The following is a 24,149-nucleotide window of genomic DNA, read 5'->3' on the forward strand; positions in this document are numbered from 1 at the left end:
CGACGCGGGGCGGCAACCGCCTCCCCGTTCGGCCCTTTTCGCGGAGCCAAGATGGAACCCTACAATCCCCCGCAGGACCCGCTGCACATCCTGTATCAGGATGAACACATCATGGTGGTCAACAAGCCCAGCGGCTTGCTGTCGGTGCCCGGCCGCGCGCCGGAAAACAAAGACAGCCTGATGACCCGCATTCAGGCCGATCATCCGGCCGCCGAATCGGTGCACCGGCTGGATATGGCCACCAGCGGGGTGATCGTGGTGGCGCTCAACAAGGCCGCCGAGCGCGAGCTGAAGCGTCAGTTCCGCGAACGCGAACCGAAGAAATCCTATATCGCCCGCGTTTGGGGGCATATGGCGCATGACGAAGGGTTGGTGGACTTGCCGCTGATCTGCGACTGGCCGAACCGGCCGCTACAAAAGGTGTGTTTTGACACCGGCAAAGCGGCGCAGACGGAGTATCAGGTGCTGTCGCGCGACGCCGACGGCAGCACGCGCGTGAAGCTGACGCCGATCACCGGCCGCTCGCACCAGCTGCGGGTGCACATGCTGGCGCTGGGGCATCCGATCCTCGGCGACGGTTTCTACGCCCCGCCGGAGGCCAAGGCGATGGCGCCGCGGCTGCAGCTGCATGCGCAAGAGTTGCGCATCACCCACCCCGCCTTCCAGACGCCGATGCACTTTCGCGCCGAACCGGATTTCTGAGGCTAATCTCAGGGATACCCTAAATAATTCGAGTTGCAGGAAGGCGGCAACTAAGCGCAGCCCCGGGAGCGTACAAAAAGTACGTGACCGGGGTAAGCGCAGGCAGCCAACACACCTGTAGCTCGAAGTATGACGGGTATCGTTATTTGAAGCCTTTCTCGCGTTTGATCAGATCGTACGCCGCCTGAATTTCCTGCGCTTTCTGCTTGGCCATTTCCATCATCTGCGGCGGCAAGCCCTTCGCCACCAGCTTATCCGGATGGTGTTCGCTCATCAATTTGCGGTAGGCGCGTTTGATGGTGGCGGCATCGTCGCTGCTGCGCACGCCGAGCACCTTGCACGCATCGTCGAGCGTCGGGCCGCGCTGAGCCTGCTGATAGCCGCCCTGCGAATACCCGCCCTGCTGACCGCCGCCGAACTGACGCCCGCCCTCCATCATGCTGAGAAACTGATCGAACTGCGCATGCGAAATGCCCAGCTCTTCGGCGATGACATACAGCACCTGGCGTTCATTCGGGTGTAGCGAGCCGTCGGCGAACGCCGCCTGAATCTGAATTTCCAGAAACATCCGAATCAAATCGAAGCGGCCAAAACAGATGCTGCGGAACTGCTGCAGCGTCTCACGCAGCGGGAACTGGCTCTGTTTCCCCTCGCGGAACGCCTGCTGCGCCGCGGTGCGCGCTTCGCCGTGCAGCTGCAGGCGATCCATGAACAGGCTGGCGATCTGGATATCTGCCTCGGTAACGCGTCCTTTGGATTTGGTCAGGTGGCCCATCACCTGAAAAGTGGTGCGGAAAAACAGCGTTTGCCGCGTTTGCTGGTCGGTGAAGAAACCCCGGCTGCGCTTATTGCTGCGCGCCGTATCGATCATATGACCGATAATCAGCCCCAGAACTACACCCCAGAATCCCGCGCCAGACCAAATGGCGACGATGACGCCGAGCAGTTTTCCCCAATACTGCATATACTCCTCAATTATCATGCCGAAAGCCGCCCGCCCCCTTCGCTTCAGGAAAGGGCGCAGGCGATTTTTCCCAGAATTTGGATTATCATACCTGTCATTTATCTTTGCGCCTAACGACGACGCAAGTAAACGGCTGGATTTAGCACTAGCGCAACGCAGATGAGTAATATAGTCTCTGACCGTTTGCCGGACATGACGCCTCTGATGACGGAACACCAAAACCGCGTATGAAAAAAAGTTTCCCAACACTGCTGGCCACGATGATTTGGACGGCACTCTACAGTCAGCACGCGCTGGCTGATCTGGCCGAGCAATGCATGCTTGGCGTTCCCGTTTACGACAAACCTTTGGTCAGCGGCGATCCGAACAGCCTGCCGGTCACCATCAATGCCGATGACTCGCGCGCCGACTATCCGAAAAGCGCCCTGTTCAGCGGTAACGTGCATATCGAGCAGGGCAACAGCACCCTGACCGCCAAAGAAGTCGAGCTGAACCAGACGCAAAACCCTGGCCAGGCGGAGCCGGTGCGCACGGTTACCGCCACCGGCGACGTGCACTACAGCGACAATCAGATCAAACTGAAAGGCCCGAAGGCCTGGTCGAACCTGAACACCAAAGATACCGACGTCTATGAAGGCGACTACCAAATGGTAGGCCGTCAGGGGCGTGGCGACGCCGACAAGATGAAAATGCGCGGCGCCAACCGTTACACCATTCTGGAAAACGGCACCTTTACCTCCTGTCTGCCGGGCGACGACAGCTGGAGCGTGGTCGGCTCCGAAGTGATCCACGATCGCGAAGAGCAGGTGGCGGAAGTGTGGAACGCCCGCTTCCGCATCGGCGGCGTGCCGGTGTTCTACAGCCCGTACCTGCAATTGCCGGTCGGCGACAAGCGCCGTTCCGGCTTCCTGATCCCGAACGCCAAGTACGGCAGCAACAACGGCTTCGAGTTCATGTTGCCGTACTACTGGAACATCGCGCCGAACTACGACGCCACCATCACGCCGCATTATATGTCCAAGCGCGGCCTGCAGTGGCAGACCGAGTTCCGCTATCTGGTGCAGCCGGGCCTCGGCCTGATGGAGTTCGACTGGTTGCCGGACGACAAGGAATACGGCAAAGATCATGACGACAGCAAGCGCTGGCTGTTCTACTGGAACCACAACGGCGTCATGGATCAGGTGTGGCGCTTCAACGTCGACTACACCAAGGTCAGCGATTCCAAATACTTCACCGATCTGGACTCCAAGTACGGTTCCACCACCGACGGCTACGCCACGCAGAAATTCAGCCTCGGCTACGCCAACGAGAACTGGAACGCCACGCTGAGTTCCAAGCAGTTCCAGATTTACGACGATACCGATCGCTCGCAGTCGGAATCGTATAAAGTTCAGCCGCAGCTGGATCTGAACTACTACAAAAACGACCTCGGCCCGTTCGATTTCCATATTTACGGCCAGGCGGCCAAGTTCACCAGCGTCAACCCGTACAGCCCGGACGCCACCCGTCTGCATATGGAGCCGACGCTCAACCTGCCGCTGACCAACGGCTGGGCCAGCCTGAACACCGAAGCCAAGGTGATGGCGACCCACTACCAGCAGGATATTCCTGACGGTTTCGCCGCCAACTACCAGAGCCGCAAAGGCGCCGTTGCACCGGAGCTTGATGATTCGGTCAACCGCGTATTGCCGCAGTTCAAGGTCGACGGCAAGCTGGTGTTCGAACGCCCGATGATCTGGGCCGAAGGCGCCACCCAGACGCTGGAGCCGCGCGTACAGTACCTGTACGTGCCCTACCGCGACCAGAGCAACATCTACACCTACGACACCACGCTGCTGCAGACCGACTACTCCGGCCTGTTCCGCGACCGCACCTACAGCGGCCTGGATCGCATCGCTTCGCAGAACCGCGTCTCCACCGGTTTGACCACCCGCATTTATGATGACGCGCTGGTTGAACGTTTTAACGCTTCCGTGGGTCAAATCTACTACTTCAGCCGTTCGCGCACCGGCGATCAGGTAACCGGGTACGACAACAACGACGATACCGGCAGCGTGGCCTGGGCCGGCGATACCTATTGGAAAATCGACGATCGTTGGGGCCTGCGCGGCGGCCTGCAGTACGACACCCGCCTGAACAGCGTCTCGCTGGGCAACGGCGTGGTGGAATACCGCCAGGATGCCGAGCGCGTGGTGCAGTTGAACTACCGTTACGCCACGCCGGAATACATCCAGACGGCGTTGAACACCAAAACGGTTCCGGCCTTCCAGGACGGCATATCGCAGGTGGGCATCACCGGCAGCTGGCCGATCGCCGATCGTTGGGCGGTGGTCGGGGCGTATTACTACGACACCCGCGCCAAACAATCCGCCGATCAGCTGGTGGGGCTGAAGTACAACACCTGCTGCTGGGCAGTGACCCTGGGCTATGAGCGCAAGATCACCGACTGGAACAACAGCAACAGCGTTTACGACAACAGAGTTTCGTTCAACGTCGAACTGCGCGGCCTGAGCAGCGATCATAGTCTCGGCTCCGCAGAAATGCTGCGCTCCGGCATTCTGCCGTATCAGCGCGCATTCTGACGCTTTGCAACACTTTGAAAACGAGAACTTTCACCCGCATTTGCGGATTACATAATGGGAAATGTATGAAGAACTGGAGAACGCTTATTCTCGGATTGGTGGTTTGCGCCAATGCCGCGTTCGCAGCACCCCAAGAAGTGGATAAAGTCGCCGCCGTCGTGGATAACGGCGTGGTACTCGAAAGCGACGTCAACGGTCTGTTGCAGTCAGTGAAGCTCAACGCCCAGCAGGCCGGCCAGCAATTGCCGGACGACAAGACGCTGCGCCATCAGATCATCGAACGCCTGATCATGGATAACATCCAGCTGCAGATGGCCAAGAAAATGGGCATCACCGTGTCCGACGCCGATCTGGACAAGGCGATCGCCAACATCGCCGCGCAAAACAAGATGAGCGTCGATCAGCTGCGCAGCCGCCTGTCGTACGAAGGGTTGAACTACAACACCTACCGTTCGCAGATCCGCAAAGAGATGCTGATCTCCGAAGTGCGTAACAACGAAGTGCGCCGTCGCGTCACCATCCTGCCGCAGGAAGTGGACGCGCTGGCGAAACAGGTGGGCGCGCAGAACGGCAGCGACACCGAAATGAACATCAGCCACATCCTGATCCCGCTGCCGGAGAATCCGTCGCAGCAGCAGGTCGACAAAGCCGAAGAGCTGGCCAAACGCCTGGTGGGTGAGATCAACAGCGGCGCCGACTTCGGCAAGCTGGCGATCACCTACTCCGCCGATTCTCAGGCGCTGAAAGGCGGCAACATGGGCTGGGGCAAGCTGCAAGAGATCCCGACCCTGTTCGCGGAACGTCTGGTGAGCGCCAAGAAAGGCGACGTCGTCGGCCCAATCCGTTCCGGCGTCGGCTTCCACATCCTGAAAGTGAACGACATCCGCGGCGCCAGCCAGTCGGTGTCGGTTACCGAAGTGCACGCCCGTCACATCCTGCTGAAACCTTCGGTGGTGCTGACCGACGATCAGGCGCGCGCCAAGCTGCAATCCGTGGCGGAAGCGATCAAGAGCGGCCGCGCCAAGTTTGCCGACGAAGCCAAACAGCTGTCGCAGGATCCGGGTTCTGCCATGCAGGGCGGCGATCTGGGCTGGGCTTCCCCGGACATCTACGATCCGGCCTTCCGCGATGCGTTACTGAAGCTGAGCAAGGGTGAAATCAGCGCGCCGGTCCACTCTTCCTTCGGCTGGCACCTGATTCAGCTGCTGGACACTCGTCAGGTGGATAAGACCGACGCCGCGCAGAAAGATCGCGCTTACCGCATGCTGTTCAACCGTAAATTCGCCGAAGAAGCGCAGACCTGGATGCAGGAACAGCGCGCCCAGGCTTACGTGAAGATCCTCGATGGCAGCGATGCACAGCAATAAACGCGTCGTCATTACCCCCGGCGAACCCGCCGGGGTAGGGCCGGATTTGGTGGCAGCGCTGGCGCAACAGGATTGGCCTGTTGAGCTGGTGGTGTGCGCCGATCCGGCCCTGCTGCTTGAACGCGCCAAGCGTTTGGGCCTGCCGCTGACGCTGCGCGACTACCAGCCGCAGCAACCGGCCGAAGCGCAACGCGCCGGCACGCTGACCGTGCTGCCGGTGCCGCTCGCTCAGCCGGTCACCGCCGGGGAGCTGAACGTCGGCAACAGCGCCTACGTGGTGGAAACCCTGGCGCGCGCCTGCGACGGCTGCCTGAACGGCGAATTCGCCGCGCTGATCACCGGCCCGGTGAACAAGGGCGTGATCAACGACGCCGGCGTGCCGTTTATCGGCCATACCGAATTCTTTGCCGATCGCAGCCGCTGCGATCGCGTGGTGATGATGCTCGCGACCGAAGAGCTGCGCGTGGCGCTGGCGACCACCCACCTGCCGCTGCTGGCGGTGCCGGGCGCCATCACGCAACAGAGCCTGTTCGAAGTCATCCGCATCCTCGACCACGATCTGAAAACCAAATTTGGCATCCCCCGGCCGCACATTTACGTTTGCGGTCTGAATCCCCACGCCGGGGAAGGCGGCCATATGGGGCACGAAGAGATAGACACCATCATCCCGGCGCTCGACGCGCTGCGCGCTGAGGGCATCCATCTTGTCGGCCCGCTGCCGGCGGACACCCTGTTCCAGCCCAAATATCTGCAAGATGCCGATGCGGTGCTGGCGATGTATCACGATCAGGGGCTGCCGGTGCTAAAATACCAAGGGTTCGGCCGCGCGGTGAATATCACCCTCGGTTTGCCTTTCATACGCACCTCGGTCGACCACGGTACCGCTCTGGAACTGGCCGGCACCGGCACCGCCGATGTCGGCAGTTTCCAAACGGCCCTGAATCTCGCCATTAAAATGATAATTAATTGTAATGAATAACAGAGTCCACCAAGGGCACTTTGCCCGCAAACGCTTTGGACAAAACTTTTTAACCGATCAGTTTGTCATCGATAGCATTGTCTCCGCCATTCACCCGCAGCCGGGCGAAGCGGTGGTCGAGATCGGCCCCGGCCTCGGCGCCTTGACCGAGCCGGTCGGCGCGCGCATGGACCGCATGACGGTGATCGAACTGGACCGCGATCTGGCCACCCGGCTGGAAAACCACCCGCGGCTGAAAGACAAGCTGACCATCCACCAGCAGGACGCCATGACGGTGAATTTCGCCGAACTGGCCGAGGAAGCTGGCCAACCGCTGCGCGTATTTGGTAACCTGCCGTACAATATTTCGACGCCGCTGATGTTCCACCTTTTCAGCTATACTCAGGCAATCCGCGACATGCACTTTATGTTGCAAAAAGAGGTGGTCAACCGTCTGGTGGCCGGCCCGAACAGCAAGGCCTACGGGCGTTTGACCGTAATGGCGCAGTACTACTGCAACGTCATTCCGGTGCTGGAAGTGCCGCCGACCGCGTTCGCGCCGCCGCCGAAGGTCGATTCCGCCGTGGTGCGTCTGGTGCCGCACAGCGTGCTGCCGAATCCGGTGGGCGACGTGCGCATGCTGAGCCGCATCACCACGCAGGCGTTCAACCAGCGGCGGAAAACCATCCGCAACAGCCTGGGCGACCTGTTCACGCCGGAGCAGCTGACGGAGCTGGGCGTCGATCCTTCGCTCAGAGCAGAAAATATTTCTGTGGCGCAGTACTGCAAGCTGGCGAACTGGCTGTCAGCCAATCCGGCGCCGCAGCAATAAGGAGTTGTTGTCATGATTGATTCGCCCCGCGTGTGTATTCAGGTTCAGAGCATCTATGTGGAATCACAGTCGATCCCTGAAGAAGAGCGTTACGTCTTCGCCTATACCATCACCATCCGCAATCTGGGGCGGACCGACGTGCAACTGCTGGGCCGTTACTGGCTGATCACCAACAGCAACGGCCGCCAAACCGAAGTTCAGGGCGAAGGCGTGATCGGCGAACAGCCCGTCATTCCGCCCGGCGGAGAGTTTCAGTACACCAGCGGCGCCATTCTGGAAACGCCGCTGGGCACCATGGAAGGCCATTACGAAATGGTTGACCACCAGGGTCAGCCGTTCCGCACCGCTATTCCCGTGTTTCGCTTAGCCATTCCAACGCTGATCCATTAATTATGTCGACATACCTTATCGGCGACGTTCACGGCTGTTTCGATGAACTGAAGTCGCTGCTGGCTCAGGTTGCGTTCGATCCCGAGCGCGATCAACTGTGGCTGACCGGCGATCTGGTGGCGCGCGGCCCCGCCTCGCTGGACGTGCTGCGCTTCGTGCGCTCGCTCGGCCCGGCGGTGCGCATGGTGCTGGGCAACCACGATCTGCACCTGCTGGCGGTTTACGCCGGCATCAGCCGCAACAAACCCAAAGATCGCATCACCCCGCTGCTGGAGGCGCCGGACGCCGACGAGCTGATCAACTGGCTGCGCCGCCAACCGGTGCTGCAGGTGGACGATGAGCAAAAGCTGGTGATGGCGCACGCCGGCATCACCCCGCAGTGGGATATCGACACCGCGAAAATGTGCGCGCGCGAAGTGGAAGCGGTATTAAGCAGCGACAGCTACCCGCTGTTCCTCGACGCCATGTACGGCGATATGCCGAACAACTGGACGCCGGAGCTGAGCGGCCTGGCGCGTCTGCGTTTCAGCACCAATGCGCTGACGCGCATGCGTTATTGCTTCCCCAACGGCCAGCTCGACATGATCTGCAAAGATGCGCCGGGCACCGCACCCGCGCCGCTGAAACCGTGGTTCGAGCTGCCGCGCCTGGTGGATCCGGAATACACCATCGTCTTCGGCCACTGGGCCTCGCTGGAAGGCAAGGGCACGCCGGAAGGCGTGATCGGGCTGGACACAGGCTGCTGCTGGGGCGGCGATCTGACGATGCTGCGCTGGGAAGACCGCCGTTACTTCACGCAGCCCGCTAATCGCGGCGAGGCGCCCGACCACGCCGGCAGGCTGGCCGCGTTCTGAAAACATCAAGGCGGCCCCAGGCCGCCTTTGCTCTCTTTACCGCCTTACGCCCCAATCACCCCGCCATCTTCACGCGTGATCATCAACACCGATGAACGCGGGCGCGGGCTGTTGTTTGGGAAGTGCGAATCGCCCTCTTCTCCCGGATGCTGCACGTTGACGAACATCGTCTTGTAGTCCGGGGTGAAGGTGATGCCGGTCAGTTCGCAGGACTTCGGCCCCACCATGAAACGGCGAATTTCGCCGCTGATCGGATCGCCCACCAGCATCTGGTTGTTGCCCTGCCCGGCGTAATCGCCCTTGTTGCTGTACTTGCCGTCGGTGAGGATCCACAGGCGGCCGGCGCGATCGAAGCCCAGCCCATCCGGGCTGTTGAAGGTATTTTCCGCCGTGATATTCGGCGTGCCACGGTTGACGCCTTCCGGGTGGGCGATCGGGTTGCCGCACAGCGCATAGATGTCCCAGGCGAAGGTGCCGGCGGTGGCGTCGCCGCCCTCGTCCCAGCGAATGATCTGGCCATAGATATTGTTCGGCCGCGGGTTGGCGGCGTTCAGCGGCATCCCTTCCTCGCCGCGCTTGCTGTTGTTGGTCAACGTGCAGTACGCGCGGCCGTCATGCGGGTTCACCGCGATCCACTCCGGGCGATCCATTTTGGTGGCGCCGACCTGCTGCGCCGCCTTGCGGGCGAAGATCAGCACTTCGGCCTCGTCGCGGAAACCGTTCTCCGGCGTCAGGCCGTTCTTGCCGAACTCGAGCGCAATCCAGCGCCCTTTGCCCTTCAGCGGCGTGCCGGCCTCATCGCCGTCGAACTGCGCCACGTACAGCGTCCCTTCGTCCAGCAGCGTGCGATTGTTGGCCGGATTGGCGGCGTCGACCACGCCTTTGGAAACGTACTTATAGATATGTTCGCCGCGTTCGTCGTCACCCATGTACACCACCAAACGGCCATCTTTGGCCACGGTCACCGCCGCGTTCTCGTGCTTGAAGCGGCCCAGCGCGGTGTGCTTGATGGGCGTCGAGGTCGGATTCAGCGGGTCAATCTCGACGATCCAGCCGTGGCGGTTGAATTCGTTGGGGTTCTTCGCCACGTCGAAGCGCTCGTCATAGTCCGGCCAGTTGCGCTCCGGTTCGCTGGCCTTCAGCGTGTAGCGCTTCTGTTCCGGCGTGGTTTTGTAATCAGCCTGATGAGTGCCAAAGTAGGTATCGAAGTTTTCTTCGCAGGTCAGGTAGGTGCCCCACGGCGTCTTGCCGTTGGCGCAGTTGCCGAAAGTGCCCAGCACCTTGCGCCCGCTCGGATCGGCGGCGGTCTGCAGCAACGGGTGCCCGGCGGCCGGGCCGCTGAACTGCATTTCGGTATTGGCGGTGATGCGGCGGTTATAGCGCGACGGGCGCTCCACCTCCCAGCGCTGGCCGTCGCCGACGCGCTTTACCGCCACGATGGAGACGCCGTGCGCCGCCTGCGATTTACGCACCTCTTCCAGGCTGGTAGCCTTGGCGCCGCCGTGAGCGAACAGGTACTGCTCGTTAACGTATTCGTTATTGATGGCCATCACGCCGTGATTGTCATCGATCGGGAAGAAGCTCATGCCGTCGTTATTGTCGCCGAACTGTTTTTCCTGATCGGCGGCGCTGTTGTTGCCCTGCGGATCGAAGGCCGGCGCGCCGTCCACCAGCGGCTCGCCCCAGGAGATCAGCACCTCGGCGCGGTAGCCAGGTGCGATGGTCACCTCATCGGCGGTAGACGCGGCGATGCCCTGAAAACCCAACAGCTTGTTCGGCGGCAGATCCTCGGCCAACGCCTCACTGGAGACCGACCAGATGCCGCCGCCGAGAAAACCGGCCAGGCCGACGGCGCCGGCGCTGCCGAGCAGCAGTTTGCGGCGAGTGGGATCGATCAGGCGGTCGGCGTCTAATTGCTCAATTTGCTTGGTCATAGCGTGGTTACCTTTTTAGTTATGGCGCCGCAGTCAAGATTCACCAGAGTTGCCGTGGCGCTCGGAGTTGGGCTTCATACTAATCAGGTAATGTGACGGAAAGGTTACAAACGACGGGCGCAAAAAGGCCGGGGGCGCAATTGCTTGCGCCCCCGGGGAGAGTTGGCTAACGCGCTTAGATCAGCGGCGCTGCAGGATTTCGAAGCAGTAGCTGTGCGAGTTCAGATCGTCGGCGTCGTGGAATTCGCTGAACGTGGTTTCCCACTCGTCCGGCTCGTAATCCGGGAAGTGGGTATCGCCGCCGACTTCGGCGTCGATGTGCGTCAGGTACAGGCGATCGGCGCGCGGCAGCAGCTGGGTATAGATGCGCCCACCGCCGATCACCATCACTTCTTCCACCTCGCCCGCGGCGGCCAGCGCTTCATCCAGCGAGGTCACCCAGGTCACCCCGGCGGCATTGCCCGGGCGGCTGCTCAAAACGATATTGTGGCGGCCCGGCAGCGGGCGGCCGATGGACTCGAAGGTCTTGCGGCCCATAATAACCGGCTTATTCAACGTGTTGCGTTTAAACCACGCAAGGTCCGCCGGCAGGTGCCACGGCATGGCGTTTTCCATGCCAATAACGCGATCCGCCGCCAAGGCAGCGATCAGGCTGATAATCATTGTTTAACCCTGTGTAGGCAGCAAAATTGGTGACACTATACGTAAAGGCCTGAGTGCCGTCGATAGGCTAATCAAGCAAGATGAATATATAAGATAGCTCTTATCAGTATATCTAATAACCAACGATCTCCCGCCAGGTCATTTCACACGCCGGGGCGTTTACGGTACAGCCACAGGCCCGGCAACGACAGGCCGATCGACAATGCGCCAACGATAAAACTGGCCTTGAGGAAGTTGGTGATCATGGTCTCCATCAGGGCTTCGCTGTAGCCCAGATGCGAGATCTCCACCACCGTTATCATCGCGGTATAGGCGGAAATGCCGGGGAACATCGGGATCACCGCCGCCACGGTGAACACCTTCGGATGCGCCAGCAGCCAGCGCGACCAGTAGATACCGATGATACCGATCAGGATCGCCGCCAGCAGCGAGGCCCACTCGATGTTCATGCCGCCATGCATCATCAGCATGCGCGAGCCGCGCCCGATAGCCCCGAGCAACGCGCAATAGCGCAGCGCGCGCAGCGGCACGTTGAACACCATGGCGAAGCCCAGCGCCGGCACCGCCGCCAACAGCATCTCCTGCAACAAGGCCCACAGCAGACTCATGACCACCCCCGCAGATCCCACAGCGACATCGCCATCACCACCCCGATGCAGGTCGCCAGCGTCAGCAGGCTGGCCATCGCCCAACGCGCCAGCCCGGTATTGACGTGCCCCTTGAACATGTCTGCCACCGCGTTGATCAGCGGGAAGCCCGGCACCAGCAACAGCACGCTGGCGGCCATCGCCACGCTCGAGGTGTCTTTAAAAGCCGGCAGGCGCAGCAGCAGTCCGGAGATCGACGTAGCGACAAACGCCGTCAGGCAAAAATTGATCAGCGGATTCATATGGCGGGCGGTGAGGATTTGGCGCACCAGCATCGCCGCGCCGCTGGCGATAAAGGTCACCAGGAAAGCATCGCCGCCGCCGCCGTTGAGCATGCTGAAACACCCGCAGGACAACCCCACCATCAGCACCACCAGCCAGCGCGGGTAGCGTAACGGTCGGATCCTGTCAAAGCGGCGCGCCACGTCGTGCGCATCCGCCAGGTGGTGCTCGGCGAGGATCACGATATGCTGCACTTCGGTCACCACCTGCATATTGATGCCGCGATCGACGTTCTTGCGGGTGGTGGTCAGACAGGCGCCGTGACTGAGGGTGGTCAACACCACCGCATTGGCGGAGATCGAGCTTTCCACGCTGTCCATCCCCAGCGCCAGCCCCAGGCGGGTCGACAGCTGTTCCACCACCGTGCTCTCGGCGCCGTGCTGCAACAGCAGCAGCGCGCATTGAATGCACAGGCGGGTAATTTCACGCTGTTGCCGGTGCGGCTCCGGCCGGTCTGTGGCGTTAGTCTGCTGCATGATGCTCCGTTGCTGGCGATAGATGAATTATTATCATAGAGCCTAACAATACCTCATTGGGTTGATGCGCATCAGAGGAAGCGGCGTTATTATCGCCAGAACTCTGTCTTTTGCGCGAGACGCTCCCATGCTTGAAACTTCGCTGTTCGTCGCCGGCATTGCCGCCCTCGGCATGCTCTCCCCCGGCCCGGATTTTTTCCTGGTGATCAAAAACGCTGCCCGCTATCCGCGGCTGGCCGCCATGATGACCGCCTTCGGCGTGATCTGCGGCGTCGCCACCCACATGTCCTACTGCGTCGCCGGGCTGGCGGTGGTGATCACCACCACGCCGTGGCTGTTTAACCTGCTGAAATACGCCGGGGCGGTCTATCTGGTGTGGATCGGCATCCAGGCGCTGCTGTCGCGCGGCGGCGGCAAGATGAACGTCAGCAATCTGCCGCAGCAGCCGGTCAGCCTGAAGAGCGCCTTTGCGCAAGGCTACCTGTGCAACCTGCTGAACCCGAAGGCCACCCTGTTCTTCCTGGCGGTGTTCACCCAGGTGCTGCAGATCGATTCCGGTCTGGGCGACAAGCTGTGGTACGCGGGGATTATTCTCGGCCTGTCGGTTATCTGGTGGCCGCTGCTGGTGTTCCTGATCCAGAGCGGGCCGGTGCGCCGCGGGTTGGAAAAGACCCAGAAGATCGTCGACAAGCTGCTGGGCGGCATGCTGATCGCCCTAGGCATCAAGGTCGCGCTGAGCTAAGCAAAAGAAGGGGCGCCGATCTGGCGCCCCTACTCTTATCCTTTGGCTTCCACCACCTCGTCCTCCGGCGCCTTGCCATCGATACTGCCGCGCCAGCCGGTCTGCTGCACCCGCGCCAGCCGATTCTGATCCTGCTCGATGGCCGCGCTGAGCATCTCCTTGGCCCGCTGCAGGCTGGCGATGCGGAACTCGGTGTCCTGATAATTCTCCAGCGTGTCTTCCAGCATCTTCAGGTTATAGCGGCGGAACGTGTCCGCCTTCTCGCGCGCCTCATAGGCGTCCAGCCCCAGCAGCTCCAGCGTTTCACGGCCGACGCGCAGCGAGCTTTCGAAGGTTTCGCGCTCCGGTTTTTCCACCCCCAGCTGCCGCAGCTGATACCAGTGATCGACGTCGCGCGCCCGCGCCACCACCTTCAGATGCGGGAAGTGCTGCCTGGCCAGCTCGGTTAGCGCCAGGCTGTCTTCCACGTCATCGATGGCGTTGATCAGCACCTTGGCGTGGGCGGCGCCAGCGGCCTCCAGCAGATCGGCGCGCGTGGCGTCGCCGTAGAACACCTTGGTGTCGAATTTGCGCAGCGTTTCGATATGGTCCGGATCGTGATCCAGCACCACGGTGTGTACGCCGTTGGCCAGCAGCAAGCGGCCGGCGATCTGGCCGAAACGGCCGAAGCCGGCGATGATCACGCTGGCATTTTCGTCGTCGATGACGTCCGCCGGGCGCTCCTCTTTCGGCGCATTTTTCTCCAGCTGCGCGGCGATCACCAACAGCAGCGGCGTGGCCGCCATCGACAGCGCCACCGCCAGCGTCAGCGACTTGGCCCATTCGACCGGCAGTACGCCGGCCAGCTGCGCGGCGCTGAAGATCACGAAGGCGAATTCACTGCCCTGCCCCAGCAGAATGGCAAACAGGCCGCGCTGGCGCTTCGGCACGCCGAGCAGCGGCCCAATCAGCCACAGCAGCGCTGCCTTGATCAGCATAAAGCCCAGCAACAGCGAGGCGATCAGCAGCGGGTGATGGAACAGCGTGCCGAAGTCGATCGACATGCCGACGCCGATAAAGAACAGCCCCAGCAGCAGCCCTTTGAACGGCTGAATATCGCTCTCCAGCGCGTGGCGGTATTCCGAGCTCGCCAGCAGCACCCCGGCGAGGAACGCCCCCATCGCCATCGACAGCCCGGCCATCTCCAGCAGGATGCCGAAACCGAACACCAGGAACAGCGCCACGGCGCTGAACACTTCGCGCATGCCCGAACGGGCGACGAAGTGCAGCAGCGGGCGGGTGACGTAGCGGCCGAGCAGCACCACCATCGTCAACGCGCCCACCACCTTGGCCGCCGACAGCACGAAAGCGCCCAGCGTGGTGGTGGCGCCGCTGCTGGCCAGCAGCGGGATCATCGCCACCAGCGGGATCGCCGCGATATCCTGGAACAGCAGCACCGCAAACGCGCTGCGGCCGATCGGCGACGGCGTCAAATTACGTTCGCTCATCGCCTGCATGGCAATGGCGGTGGATGAGAGGGCCAGCGTCAAACCTATCAGCAGCGCCACCTTCCAGTTGAGGCCGAGGAAGTAACAGAAGGCGCTCAGCGCCAGGCCGCAGCCCACCATCTGAATGCTGCCGCCGCCGAATACCGAGGCGCGCAGCGTCCACAGCCGCTTGGGATCCAGCTCCAGGCCGATGATAAACAGCATCAGCACCACGCCGATCTCGGCGAAGGTCAGGATCGATTCGGCGTCCGACACCAGCTTCAGCCCCCAGGGGCCAATGATACAGCCGGCGATCAGGTAGCCGAGCACCGAGCCCAGCCCCAGACGCACCGCGATCGGCACGAACAGCGCGGCGGAGCCGAGGTAGATCAGCCCCTCGATCATCATGTGGTGATTATCCATGGCTGGCCTCCCGAGTTTCCGCTTCGGCATGTTCCATCAGATAGTCGACCAACCGCTGCCGGTAGGCTTCGCCGGCGGCGAGCAGCGCCGGTTCGTTGCAGGTAAAAGTATTATGTACGGCAAAATAGGGTTGCCAGTTCATGCCGCAGTAGATCGCCGTGGCCTGCAGCGGCTGCGCCAGCGCAGCAAAGTTGGGAAAGTCGCCCAGCTCGAAGTGGTGCTCGTCGCCGCCGCTGGTCACCGCCCACAGGCAGTCTTTACCCACCAGCGCGTTGCCGTCGTGGCCGTAGGCCCAGCCGTGCTCCAGCACTTTATCGATCCACAGCTTCAACAGCGGCGGGAAGCTGTACCACTGCATCGGATGCTGCAGCACCACCAGGTCGGCGCGCTCCAGCGCCCGCTGCTCGGCGTTGATATCGATATTGAAATCGGGGTACAGCTCATACAGCGAGCGCACCTCTACCTCGGGGAGATCCCTCACCGCCTGCAGCAGGCGCTGATTGGCATGCGAATGCCGGGGATACGGGTGAGCGTAAATTATCAGAATCATTGTTATCGTCGTTCCTTCGTTCCTTGCCAATACACCAAGCATATACCAATCACACAGGGTGACAGTTTGCCCACTGATTGATAGCGGAAATTTTTAACGCCTGCCGACAAATTCGCTGAATAAAAAAAGGGCGCTGCATTGAACTGCAGCGCCCCTGGCGTAGCGTTATCGCGCGGTTACTTGCCGATGCGCGCGTGCATTTCCTGCACCGACGTCACCTGCTCGGTCGGATCCGCTTTCAGCGCCATCGCGGTAGCGAAGCCGCCGTTCAACGTGGTGTCGTAGTGCACCTTGTACTGCAGGGCGCTGCGGCGAATCAGCTTGGAGTCCTCAATCGCCTGACGGCCGGCCGTGGTGTTGACGATGTAGGTGTACTCGCCGTTTTTGATACGGTCCTGAATGTGCGGACGCCCTTCGTGCACCTTGTTGACCAGGCGCGGGTTGATGCCCGCTTCGCCCAGCACCACCGCGGTGCCGTGGGTGGCGTCCAGCTCGAAGCCTTGCTTCAGCAGGCTGGCGGCCAAATCGACCACGCGAGCCTTGTCGCCTTCACGCACCGACAGCAGCGCGCGGCCCTGTTTCTTCATGCCCGAGTTGCTGCCCAGCATCGCTTTGGAGAAGGCTTCCGCAAAGGTGCGGCCCACGCCCATCACTTCCCCGGTAGAGCGCATTTCCGGCCCCAGAATCGGGTCGACGCCCGGGAATTTGTTGAACGGCAGCACCACTTCTTTCACCGAGTAGTACGGCGGGATAATTTCTTCGGTCACGCCCTGCTCGACCAGCGTTTTGCCCGCCATCACGCGCGCGGCCACCTTGGCCAACGGCACGCCGGTCGCTTTGGAGACGAACGGCACGGTGCGCGCGGCGCGCGGGTTGACTTCAATCAGGTAGACTTCGTTGTCTTTCACCGCGAACTGCACGTTCATCAGGCCGCGTACCTGCAGCTCGAACGCCAGCTTTTCCACCTGGCGACGCATCACGTCCTGAATTTCCTGGCTCAGAGTGTATGCCGGCAGCGAACACGCGGAGTCGCCGGAGTGCACGCCCGCCTGCTCGATGTGCTCCATGATGCCGCCAATCAGCACGCGCTCGCCGTCGCAGATGGCGTCGACGTCCACTTCCACCGCGTCGTCCAGGAAGCGGTCCAGCAGCACCGGCGCATCGTTGGACACGCTGACCGCAGTCTGGAAGTAACGGCGCAGGTCGGTTTCGTCATAGACGATTTCCATCGCCCGGCCGCCCAGCACGTAGGAAGGGCGCACCACCAGCGGATAGCCGATGCCCGCCGCCTTCTCCACCGCCTGCTCGATGGCGGTGACGGTGGCGTTGGCCGGCTGCTTCAGGCCCAGACGGTTAACCGCCTGCTGGAAGCGCTCGCGGTCTTCGGCGCGGTCGATGGCGTCCGGGCTGGTGCCGATGATCGGCACGCCCGCGGCTTCCAGCTCACGCGCCAGCTTCAGCGGGGTCTGGCCGCCGTACTGCACGATCACGCCCTTCGGCTTCTCAATGCGCACGATTTCCAGCACGTCTTCCAGCGTTACCGGCTCGAAGTACAGGCGGTCGGAGGTGTCGTAGTCGGTGGAGACGGTTTCCGGGTTGCAGTTGACCATAATGGTCTCGTAGCCGTCTTCGCGCAGCGCCAGCGAGGCGTGCACGCAGCAGTAATCGAACTCGATGCCCTGGCCGATACGGTTCGGCCCGCCGCCCAGCACCATCACTTTCGGCCGGTCGTTGGTCGGGTTGGACTCGCACTCTTCTTCATAGGTGGAGTACATGTAGGCGGTGTCGGTGGCGAATTCCGCCGCGCAGGTATCCACGCGCTTGTACACCGGATGCAGGCCGTGGCTGTGGCGCAGCTTGCGAATTTCGCTCTCGGCGACGCCGGCCAGCTTGGCCAGACGCGCATCGGCGAAGCCCTTGCGCTTCAGGGTGCGCAGGAACGCTTTGTTCAGGCCGTTGATGCCCGCTTCGGCCACCTGCTCTTCCAGGCGCACCAGCTCTTCAATCTGCACTAGGAACCAGCGGTCGACGTTGGTCAGGTTGAAGACGCCGTCAACCGACAGACCGGCGCGGAAGGCGTCGGCGATGTACCAGATGCGGTCGGAACCGGCGTCTTTCAGCTCGCGGCGGATTTTGGTCAGCGCTTCCGGATCGTCCAGGCTCACTTTCGGGTCGAAGCCGGTGGCGCCCACTTCCAGGCCGCGCAGCGCTTTTTGCAGCGACTCCTGCTGGGTGCGGCCGATGGCCATCACTTCGCCGACCGATTTCATCTGGGTGGTCAGGCGGTCGTTGGCGCCGGCGAACTTCTCGAAGTTGAAGCGCGGGATCTTGGTCACGACGTAGTCGATGGACGGTTCGAACGATGCCGGGGTGCGGCCGCCGGTGATGTCGTTCATCAGCTCATCGAGGGTGTAGCCCACCGCCAGCTTGGCGGCGATCTTGGCGATGGGGAAGCCGGTGGCTTTCGACGCCAGCGCCGAAGAGCGCGACACGCGCGGGTTCATTTCGATAACGATCAGGCGGCCGGTTTTCGGGTTGACCGAGAACTGCACGTTGGAGCCGCCGGTTTCCACGCCGATCTCACGCAGCACCGCCATCGAGGCGTTGCGCATGATTTGGTATTCCTTGTCGGTCAGGGTCTGGGCCGGCGCGACGGTGATCGAGTCGCCGGTGTGGATGCCCATGGCGTCGAAGTTTTCGATCGAGCAGACGATGATGCAGTTGTCGTTCTTATCGCGCACTACCTCCATCTCGTACTCTTTCCAACCGATCAGCGATTCGTCGATCAGCAGCTCGTTGGTCGGCGACAGATCCAGACCGCGTTCGCAGATCTCTTCGAACTCTTCGCGGTTGTAGGCGATGCCGCCGCCGGTGCCGCCCATGGTAAAGGAAGGGCGGATGATGCACGGGAAGCCGACGTCAGCGGCGACCGCCAGCGCTTCTTCCATGGTGTGCGCAATGCCGGAACGCGCGGTGTCCAGACCGATTTTCTTCATCGCCACGTCGAAACGGCGACGGTCTTCGGCCTTGTCGATCGCATCGGCGGTGGCGCCGATCATGGTCACGCCGAACTCGGCCAGCACGCCCTGACGCTCCAGCTCCAGCGCGCAGTTCAGCGCCGTCTGGCCGCCCATGGTCGGCAGCACCGCATCCGGGCGCTCTTTTTCGATGATCTTGCGCACCACTTCCCAGTGGATCGGCTCGATGTAGGTCGCGTCGGCCATTTCCGGGTCGGTCATGATGGTCGCCGGGTTGGAGTTGACCAGAATGACGCGGTAACCCTCTTCGCGCAGCGCTTTACACGCCTGGGCACCCGAGTAGTCGAACTCACACGCCTGGCCGATAACGATCGGGCCAGCGCCGAGGATCAGGATGCTTTTTATGTCTGTACGTTTTGGCATTTTTTTACTGCTCCTGATTATTTGGCGTTAGAACGGTAAGTCTCAATCAGTTCGATAAAGTGATCGAACAGCGGCGCGGCATCGTGCGGGCCTGGGCTGGCTTCCGGGTGACCCTGGAAGCTGAACGCCGCCTTGTCGGTGCGGTGAATGCCCTGCACCGTGTGGTCGAACAGCGATTTGTGCGTGACGCGCAGGTTCGCCGGCAGGTTGTTTTCATCGACGGCGAAGCCGTGGTTCTGCGCGGTGATCATCACGGTGTTGTTGTCCAGATCCTTCACCGGGTGGTTGCCGCCGTGGTGGCCGAGCTTCATCTTCATGGTTTTCGCCCCGCTGGCCAGCGCCAGCAGCTGGTGGCCCAGGCAGATGCCGAACACCGGGATGTCGGTTTCCAGGAACTGTTTGATGGCGGCGATGGCGTAGTCGCACGGCTCCGGGTCGCCCGGGCCGTTGGACAGGAAGATGCCGTCCGGATTCATTTTCAGCACCTCGTCGGCGGGGGTCTGCGCCGGCACCACGGTCAGGCGGCAGCCGCGATCCACCAGCATGCGCAGGATGTTGCGCTTGGCGCCGTAGTCATAAGCCACCACGTGGAACGGCAGCTCCGCGGCGGTTTTGGCTTCGGGCAGGTCGCCTTCAAGCGTCCAACTGCCTTGCTGCCAGCTGTAAGCCTCTTGGGTGGTGACCTCTTTCGCCAGATCCATGCCCTTCAACCCCGGGAAACCTTGCGCCTTGGCCAGGGCCAGCGCGGCGTCCGGCGAGTCAGCGGCGATGATGCAGCCGTTCTGGGCGCCCTTCTCGCGCAGCAGGCGGGTTAATTTACGGGTATCGATATCGGCGATCGCCACGATGTTGTGACGCTTGAGGTAGTCGGACAGGCTTTCTTCGTTGCGGTAGTTGCTGGCGATCAGCGGGAGGTCACGAATGACGAGGCCTTGGGCGTGTACTGCGGAGGATTCTTCGTCGGAAGCATTGGTGCCGACATTGCCGATATGAGGATAAGTAAGAGTAACGATCTGGCGGGAATAGGAAGGATCAGTGAGGATTTCTTGATAACCGGTCATCGACGTATTGAAGACCACTTCCCCCACTGCCGTTCCCTCTGCCCCGATGGCCCGACCGTGGAATTGGGTTCCGTCTTCCAGAACCAATAGCGCTGACTTTATCAAAACATCCTCCGAGGAATAATCAATCACAATATTTGCATATTAATTCAGATATCGCGATCTAAATCAATGCAAAAACCGTCCGCGAGGCCAATTTTTGGCAAATTGGGCGCATTTTAATGATGAGTGCCCGGCTTGTCTACCCAAACTGCCGTTTTTTGTTTTATTTTTGCAGTTCTCGGCGCTCATGCGGCTTGAGCGTCGATAAAAACACAGAAAACCGGGGCTGGAAAACGGTTGCGAAGCTGAATGACGGAAAATGGCGCCAGAATGGGCTCAAAAAGACGCTGAAATGGGATCTGGTGGATGAAAACGGAGTGATTAGCGAGATAAGCACCGATAAATAACAATTATGACAACAAAAACACACCAACACTTCATTTTTCATGTTAAAAAAAAGGACAATAAATTTATTGTCCGATTATCATAGCATTATGATCAATACAACCACATCACGATGGTATGCAAATTAATTATAATTGGTCCAAATTCAACACGTCGCGCATATCAAACAGACCTTTATCACGGTTATGTAACCAGGAAGCCGCGCGCACCGCGCCGCTGGCAAAAGTCATACGGCTAGAGGCTTTATGGGTGATTTCCACCCGTTCACCGATGTCGGCGAACATCGCGGTGTGCTCGCCAACGATGTCTCCGGCGCGAATGGTGGCAAAGCCGATGCTTTTCGGATCGCGCTCGCCGGTATGGCCTTCGCGCGCATAGACCGCGCAGCTTTTCAGATCGCGCCCCAGCGCGCCGGCGATCGCTTCGCCCATGGCCAACGCCGTGCCCGACGGCGCGTCCACTTTGTGGCGGTGGTGCGCCTCAACGATTTCGATATCGGTATAGTCGCCCATCACCTGCGCGGCCTTCTCCAGCAGTTTCAGCACCAGGTTGACGCCGACGCTGAAGTTGGCGGCGAACACGATGCCGATATGCTGCGCCGCATCGCGGATCGCCTGCTTGCCGGCGTCATCGAAGCCGGTAGTGCCAATCACCATCGCCTTGTGGTGCGCCACGCAAAAATCCAGGTAGCCCCGGGTACTTTCCGGGCGGGTGAAGTCGATCAAAATATCGAACTCGTTCGCCACCTTCTCCAGACTGTCGCTCACCTTGACGCCCAGCGCGCCAATGCCCGCCAGCTCACCGGCGTCGACGCCGATCAGGCTGGAACCCGGGCGCGACAGCGCCGCCCCCAATACCACGCCTTCCGCCTGCTGCACCGCCTGGATCAACTGACGGCCCATCCGGCCGCCGGCGCCCGCAATCGCAATGCGGATTTGTGTATCACTCATGCTTGCTCTCTTCTTGATTTGACGCCTATCCCATTAGGCTATCGATTCAGGGTAACCGCCCCGCTTCAGCGTCGCCAGAGGATTCATTTCATAATTAGAAAATTATGATATTCCCCCGCTTTCATCAGCGGCGCTGTCGTGAGATTAACATTCAACCGATTTGGCGGCCTGCGACGATTGTACATAATCATGCAGTTTCCATGGCAAAAAAATGCGGAAAAAAGGCGCCGAAAACGGCGCCTGGGGAAGGGAGAACGGCGAGGTCAGGCGGTAATGGCGGCCACTTCGTTGGCGATCGCCGTCAGCGCGTCGTGGCGGGCATAGTCCTCACGCACCAGCGCCGCACGTTGCCGATAGATCGGCTGCTGCAGAATGCGCGTCGCCGCCGCCAGGATCTGTTCGGCGCTCGGCGTGCTGGTGTGCAGGCTGATGCCGCAGCCGGCGGCCACCACGCGCGCGGCCGCCTCCAGCTTGTCCTCGCCGGTGCCGGCGACGATCAGCGGCACGCCGCTGTCCAGCGCATAGTTGATCGAGCCGTAACCGCCGTTGGTGATCAGCAGCGCCGTCTCCGGCAGCCAGCGTTCGAAGGAGATAAACTCCCGCACTCTGGCATTGCCCGGCAGCGCGTCCATCAGCCCTTCCGTCGCCCGTCCGCCGGTGGTGGCCAGCACTCGCACCGGCAAATGCGCCAGCGCTTGCAGCGTCGGCACGATCAGCTGATGCAGATCGACATTGGCCAGCGTGCCCTGTGTCACAATCACCAGCGGCCGACGATCGTCCGCCTCCCACAGCGTCTCTTCCACCGCCGGCTGGCCGCCGCTGCGCAGCGGGCCAACGAATCGCACGCCGCTCGGCAGATCGTCACGCTCATATTCCAGCGCCGTGGTAGCCAGCTGCAGGAAACGCTCGCAGCCACCGATCAGCGCGTCGGTGAACGGGCGATCCAGCGCCCGCCCGCCCGCCTGCAGCAGCGCCGCATCGAAGCTCTGCTGCACGTCATCGATCAGCACGCGCGTTTCCTCATCCACCAACTGCTCACGGGTCAACGCCTGCGGCAGCAGCGCTGGCGGGATACGCGGGCCATAAAAAATAGCATCGCGCGAAGAATACGACAGCGGCGTAACGCCGATACCGAAGACCGGTGGCCGCTCGGCGGACTGCAGCAGCGGCAGCACGCCGTAGAAGCAGTTCTCCACCATCAGCAGATCGGTCTTTTCGGCGGCGATGGCCGCACGCAGCTGCCGATCCAGCAACGGGATCGGTGCGGCGAAGAAATCCTTCAGCGCCAGCGCCATCTGCGCATTGCCCGGCGGCAGCGCGGCGCGCTCGGGGAAGTGCTCTTCCAGGTGGCGGTAATCGAAATCCACCTGCGCGTCGAACGGCACGAAGCTCGCGCCCGCCGCCTCGGCGCGTTCGCGAAACAGCGCGCCGGTCATCACCCGCACCTGATGCCCTTGGGCAATCAGGTGGCGAGCGATGGCTAACATCGGGTAGACGTGCCCCGGAGTGGCGACCGCCGCCATCAGTATCCTTGCCATAATGCTCCTTTACGCTTCTGCGTTGGCCGGCTTCAGCGCCAGATTGGCGCACACCGGGTTGCTCTGAATATGCACGCGCTGCAAATGACGCGCGGAACGGGCGGTAAAACCTTCACGGCCGTGCAGCAGCGAGAAGTTGTCCGCCACCACCACGTCGCCCTGCTGCCACTGATGGGCATAATAGTGACGCGGATCGTACAGGTGCTGCTGCAGAGTGTGGTGGAACTGTTCCTGCTGGTGTTCCGGCACGCCGTGGTATTCCAGCGCATGTTGATTGAGGAATTTTTTTCCTTCCGTCGGCGGTTCATTGTAGCGCATGATTAAGCCCCTGCCGTTCGGGTGCTGCACCACCAGCGGCGAACAGACTTCGCCGCCGTAATGCACCACCTGCTTGATGCGGTAGGTGATCGAGACCGACAGCCACTGATCCAGCAGCGCTTCGTCCGCATTGGCCAACAGCCGCGTGGTGTCGACGAAGGTGGTGCATCCGCCTTCGTCCGGCGACGGCGCCGCCACGCAGTGGAACAGCTGGAACTCGGGGATGGTCGGCTTATACATGCCATCCCAGTGCAGCGGGACGTAACTGCTGTCGAAGATATGATCCTTGGCGTCCGGATGCTCCTTCACGTCCAGCACCGCGCCGAACGGCCACATCATGATCTCGCCCCACTGCTCAGCGTAGCGAGTCAGAACTTCCGCCTCGCTGAAACCCGAGTCGAATCCGCGCAGCACCAGCAAGTGGTGTTCCTGCGCCAGCGCCCGCAGCGCCGCCACCGGCAGCTCGCCGATCTTTTGCCCCGGATGCTGCGGCGTCAGGATCGCGCCGAACGGGGTATTCGGTTGAATATGGCAATTAAGCGGTTGGTTGTTCATCGGTGATTCTCCTTGCATCGAATGTGCTGCTCACACGGCAACGTGCC

At 61.4% G+C, this 24,149-nt stretch carries 20 protein-coding genes; 8 read left to right on the plus strand and 12 right to left on the minus strand.

The window, feature by feature from the left end; genetic code table 11:
* Positions 1–51: 51 nt before the first annotated feature.
* Positions 52–702: a bifunctional tRNA pseudouridine(32) synthase/23S rRNA pseudouridine(746) synthase RluA gene (rluA, locus tag ACJ8PI_RS14375; RefSeq protein WP_033637080.1), complete on the plus strand. Its 651-nt coding sequence runs from the start codon at positions 52–54 to the stop codon at positions 700–702.
* Between the two features lie 142 nt (positions 703–844).
* On the opposite strand, the gene djlA is transcribed toward rluA, so the two are convergent.
* Positions 845–1,666 (minus strand): co-chaperone DjlA, encoded by an 822-nt coding sequence (djlA, locus tag ACJ8PI_RS14380; RefSeq protein WP_033637079.1) that lies wholly within the window; start codon positions 1,664–1,666, stop codon positions 845–847.
* A 227-nt stretch (positions 1,667–1,893) separates the two neighbouring features.
* Between djlA and lptD the strand changes: the two genes are divergently transcribed.
* The 6 genes from lptD to apaH all read left to right on the plus strand — a co-directional run bounded on the left by lptD (position 1,894) and on the right by apaH (position 8,649).
* Positions 1,894–4,248, plus strand: a complete 2,355-nt coding sequence (gene lptD / locus ACJ8PI_RS14385; RefSeq protein ID WP_060457181.1) for an LPS assembly protein LptD — start codon at positions 1,894–1,896, stop codon at positions 4,246–4,248.
* Between the two features lie 65 nt (positions 4,249–4,313).
* The gene (gene surA, locus ACJ8PI_RS14390; protein WP_033637077.1) at positions 4,314–5,615 is read left to right on the plus strand and encodes a peptidylprolyl isomerase SurA; all 1,302 of its coding nucleotides are present in this window, start codon (positions 4,314–4,316) and stop codon (positions 5,613–5,615) included.
* Positions 5,602–6,594: a 4-hydroxythreonine-4-phosphate dehydrogenase PdxA gene (pdxA, locus tag ACJ8PI_RS14395; RefSeq protein WP_164134609.1), complete on the plus strand. Its 993-nt coding sequence runs from the start codon at positions 5,602–5,604 to the stop codon at positions 6,592–6,594. The genes surA and pdxA overlap by 14 nt, the downstream gene beginning before the upstream one ends.
* Positions 6,587–7,405 carry a 16S rRNA (adenine(1518)-N(6)/adenine(1519)-N(6))-dimethyltransferase RsmA gene (gene rsmA, locus ACJ8PI_RS14400; RefSeq protein WP_033637076.1) on the plus strand — a complete coding sequence of 273 codons (819 nt, stop codon included), beginning with the start codon at positions 6,587–6,589 and terminating at the stop codon, positions 7,403–7,405. Before pdxA ends, rsmA begins: the two co-directional genes overlap by 8 nt.
* 12 nt (positions 7,406–7,417) lie before the next feature.
* Entirely contained in the window at positions 7,418–7,795 is a 378-nt protein-coding gene (apaG, locus tag ACJ8PI_RS14405; RefSeq protein WP_016929119.1) for a Co2+/Mg2+ efflux protein ApaG, read from the plus strand.
* 2 nt (positions 7,796–7,797) lie between these two features.
* Positions 7,798–8,649 carry a bis(5'-nucleosyl)-tetraphosphatase (symmetrical) ApaH gene (gene apaH, locus ACJ8PI_RS14410; protein ID WP_033637075.1) on the plus strand — a complete coding sequence of 284 codons (852 nt, stop codon included), beginning with the start codon at positions 7,798–7,800 and terminating at the stop codon, positions 8,647–8,649.
* A gap of 44 nt (positions 8,650–8,693) precedes the next feature.
* Here the strand turns inward: apaH and ACJ8PI_RS14415 are convergent, their stop codons facing one another.
* From ACJ8PI_RS14415 to ACJ8PI_RS14430, 4 genes are all read right to left on the minus strand, one after another.
* Entirely contained in the window at positions 8,694–10,583 is a 1,890-nt protein-coding gene (locus ACJ8PI_RS14415; protein ID WP_041033219.1) for a PhoX family protein, read from the minus strand.
* 180 nt (positions 10,584–10,763) lie between these two features.
* Entirely contained in the window at positions 10,764–11,246 is a 483-nt protein-coding gene (folA, locus tag ACJ8PI_RS14420) for a type 3 dihydrofolate reductase (protein WP_033637073.1), read from the minus strand.
* Between the two features lie 143 nt (positions 11,247–11,389).
* Positions 11,390–11,854, minus strand: coding sequence for a threonine/serine exporter (locus ACJ8PI_RS14425; protein ID WP_033637072.1), 465 nt, complete (start codon positions 11,852–11,854; stop codon positions 11,390–11,392).
* Positions 11,851–12,651 carry a threonine/serine ThrE exporter family protein gene (locus ACJ8PI_RS14430; protein ID WP_041033215.1) on the minus strand — a complete coding sequence of 267 codons (801 nt, stop codon included), beginning with the start codon at positions 12,649–12,651 and terminating at the stop codon, positions 11,851–11,853. The genes ACJ8PI_RS14425 and ACJ8PI_RS14430 overlap by 4 nt, the downstream gene beginning before the upstream one ends.
* Positions 12,652–12,778: 127 nt before the next feature.
* On the opposite strand from ACJ8PI_RS14430, the gene ACJ8PI_RS14435 reads away from it, so the two are divergent.
* Complete coding sequence (locus ACJ8PI_RS14435) at positions 12,779–13,393, plus strand: LysE family translocator (protein WP_049234047.1); 615 nt, start codon at positions 12,779–12,781, stop codon at positions 13,391–13,393.
* Positions 13,394–13,428: 35 nt separating this feature from the next.
* Here ACJ8PI_RS14435 and kefC read toward each other — a convergent pair whose 3' ends face one another.
* The 7 genes from kefC to ACJ8PI_RS14470 all read right to left on the minus strand — a co-directional run bounded on the left by kefC (position 13,429) and on the right by ACJ8PI_RS14470 (position 24,102).
* The gene (kefC, locus tag ACJ8PI_RS14440) at positions 13,429–15,282 is read right to left on the minus strand and encodes a glutathione-regulated potassium-efflux system protein KefC (RefSeq protein WP_033637070.1); all 1,854 of its coding nucleotides are present in this window, start codon (positions 15,280–15,282) and stop codon (positions 13,429–13,431) included.
* The gene (gene kefF / locus ACJ8PI_RS14445) at positions 15,275–15,832 is read right to left on the minus strand and encodes a glutathione-regulated potassium-efflux system oxidoreductase KefF (RefSeq protein WP_033637069.1); all 558 of its coding nucleotides are present in this window, start codon (positions 15,830–15,832) and stop codon (positions 15,275–15,277) included. The genes kefC and kefF overlap by 8 nt, the downstream gene beginning before the upstream one ends.
* Before the next feature lie 176 nt (positions 15,833–16,008).
* Positions 16,009–19,233, minus strand: a complete 3,225-nt coding sequence (carB, locus tag ACJ8PI_RS14450) for a carbamoyl-phosphate synthase large subunit (protein ID WP_038873387.1) — start codon at positions 19,231–19,233, stop codon at positions 16,009–16,011.
* Between the two features lie 17 nt (positions 19,234–19,250).
* On the minus strand, positions 19,251–20,399 hold the full coding sequence (gene carA / locus ACJ8PI_RS14455) for a glutamine-hydrolyzing carbamoyl-phosphate synthase small subunit (protein ID WP_048232622.1): 1,149 nt from the start codon (positions 20,397–20,399) through the stop codon (positions 19,251–19,253).
* A gap of 470 nt (positions 20,400–20,869) precedes the next feature.
* On the minus strand, positions 20,870–21,691 hold the full coding sequence (dapB, locus tag ACJ8PI_RS14460; protein WP_033649157.1) for a 4-hydroxy-tetrahydrodipicolinate reductase: 822 nt from the start codon (positions 21,689–21,691) through the stop codon (positions 20,870–20,872).
* 263 nt (positions 21,692–21,954) lie between these two features.
* Positions 21,955–23,214, minus strand: a complete 1,260-nt coding sequence (locus tag ACJ8PI_RS14465) for a glycosyltransferase (RefSeq protein WP_049234044.1) — start codon at positions 23,212–23,214, stop codon at positions 21,955–21,957.
* Positions 23,215–23,238: 24 nt separating this feature from the next.
* Positions 23,239–24,102, minus strand: coding sequence for a TauD/TfdA dioxygenase family protein (locus ACJ8PI_RS14470; protein ID WP_033649154.1), 864 nt, complete (start codon positions 24,100–24,102; stop codon positions 23,239–23,241).
* Positions 24,103–24,149: the final 47 nt, after the last annotated feature.

The organism is Serratia sp. CY82433 (genome assembly GCF_052166535.1).
Taxonomy (GTDB): Bacteria; Pseudomonadota; Gammaproteobacteria; order Enterobacterales; family Enterobacteriaceae; genus Serratia; species Serratia sarumanii.

What these genes read in the sequence shown, in the direction of transcription:
- lptD (WP_060457181.1), top strand. Translation starts at nt 1,894, where the DNA reads ATGAAAAAAAGTTTCCCAACACTGCTGGCCACGATGATTTGGACGGCA.
- surA (WP_033637077.1), top strand. Translation starts at nt 4,314, where the DNA reads ATGAAGAACTGGAGAACGCTTATTCTCGGATTGGTGGTTTGCGCCAAT.
- djlA (WP_033637079.1), bottom strand. Translation starts at nt 1,666, where the DNA reads ATGCAGTATTGGGGAAAACTGCTCGGCGTCATCGTCGCCATTTGGTCT.
- apaH (WP_033637075.1), top strand. Translation starts at nt 7,798, where the DNA reads ATGTCGACATACCTTATCGGCGACGTTCACGGCTGTTTCGATGAACTG.
- kefC (WP_033637070.1), bottom strand. Translation starts at nt 15,282, where the DNA reads ATGGATAATCACCACATGATGATCGAGGGGCTGATCTACCTCGGCTCC.
- ACJ8PI_RS14430 (WP_041033215.1), bottom strand. Translation starts at nt 12,651, where the DNA reads ATGCAGCAGACTAACGCCACAGACCGGCCGGAGCCGCACCGGCAACAG.
- folA (WP_033637073.1), bottom strand. Translation starts at nt 11,246, where the DNA reads ATGATTATCAGCCTGATCGCTGCCTTGGCGGCGGATCGCGTTATTGGC.
- dapB (WP_033649157.1), bottom strand. Translation starts at nt 21,691, where the DNA reads ATGAGTGATACACAAATCCGCATTGCGATTGCGGGCGCCGGCGGCCGG.
- rsmA (WP_033637076.1), top strand. Translation starts at nt 6,587, where the DNA reads ATGAATAACAGAGTCCACCAAGGGCACTTTGCCCGCAAACGCTTTGGA.
- ACJ8PI_RS14470 (WP_033649154.1), bottom strand. Translation starts at nt 24,102, where the DNA reads ATGAACAACCAACCGCTTAATTGCCATATTCAACCGAATACCCCGTTC.
- rluA (WP_033637080.1), top strand. Translation starts at nt 52, where the DNA reads ATGGAACCCTACAATCCCCCGCAGGACCCGCTGCACATCCTGTATCAG.
- pdxA (WP_164134609.1), top strand. Translation starts at nt 5,602, where the DNA reads ATGCACAGCAATAAACGCGTCGTCATTACCCCCGGCGAACCCGCCGGG.
- apaG (WP_016929119.1), top strand. Translation starts at nt 7,418, where the DNA reads ATGATTGATTCGCCCCGCGTGTGTATTCAGGTTCAGAGCATCTATGTG.
- ACJ8PI_RS14435 (WP_049234047.1), top strand. Translation starts at nt 12,779, where the DNA reads ATGCTTGAAACTTCGCTGTTCGTCGCCGGCATTGCCGCCCTCGGCATG.
- ACJ8PI_RS14465 (WP_049234044.1), bottom strand. Translation starts at nt 23,214, where the DNA reads ATGGCGGCGGTCGCCACTCCGGGGCACGTCTACCCGATGTTAGCCATC.
- ACJ8PI_RS14425 (WP_033637072.1), bottom strand. Translation starts at nt 11,854, where the DNA reads ATGAGTCTGCTGTGGGCCTTGTTGCAGGAGATGCTGTTGGCGGCGGTG.
- kefF (WP_033637069.1), bottom strand. Translation starts at nt 15,832, where the DNA reads ATGATTCTGATAATTTACGCTCACCCGTATCCCCGGCATTCGCATGCC.
- carB (WP_038873387.1), bottom strand. Translation starts at nt 19,233, where the DNA reads ATGCCAAAACGTACAGACATAAAAAGCATCCTGATCCTCGGCGCTGGC.
- ACJ8PI_RS14415 (WP_041033219.1), bottom strand. Translation starts at nt 10,583, where the DNA reads ATGACCAAGCAAATTGAGCAATTAGACGCCGACCGCCTGATCGATCCC.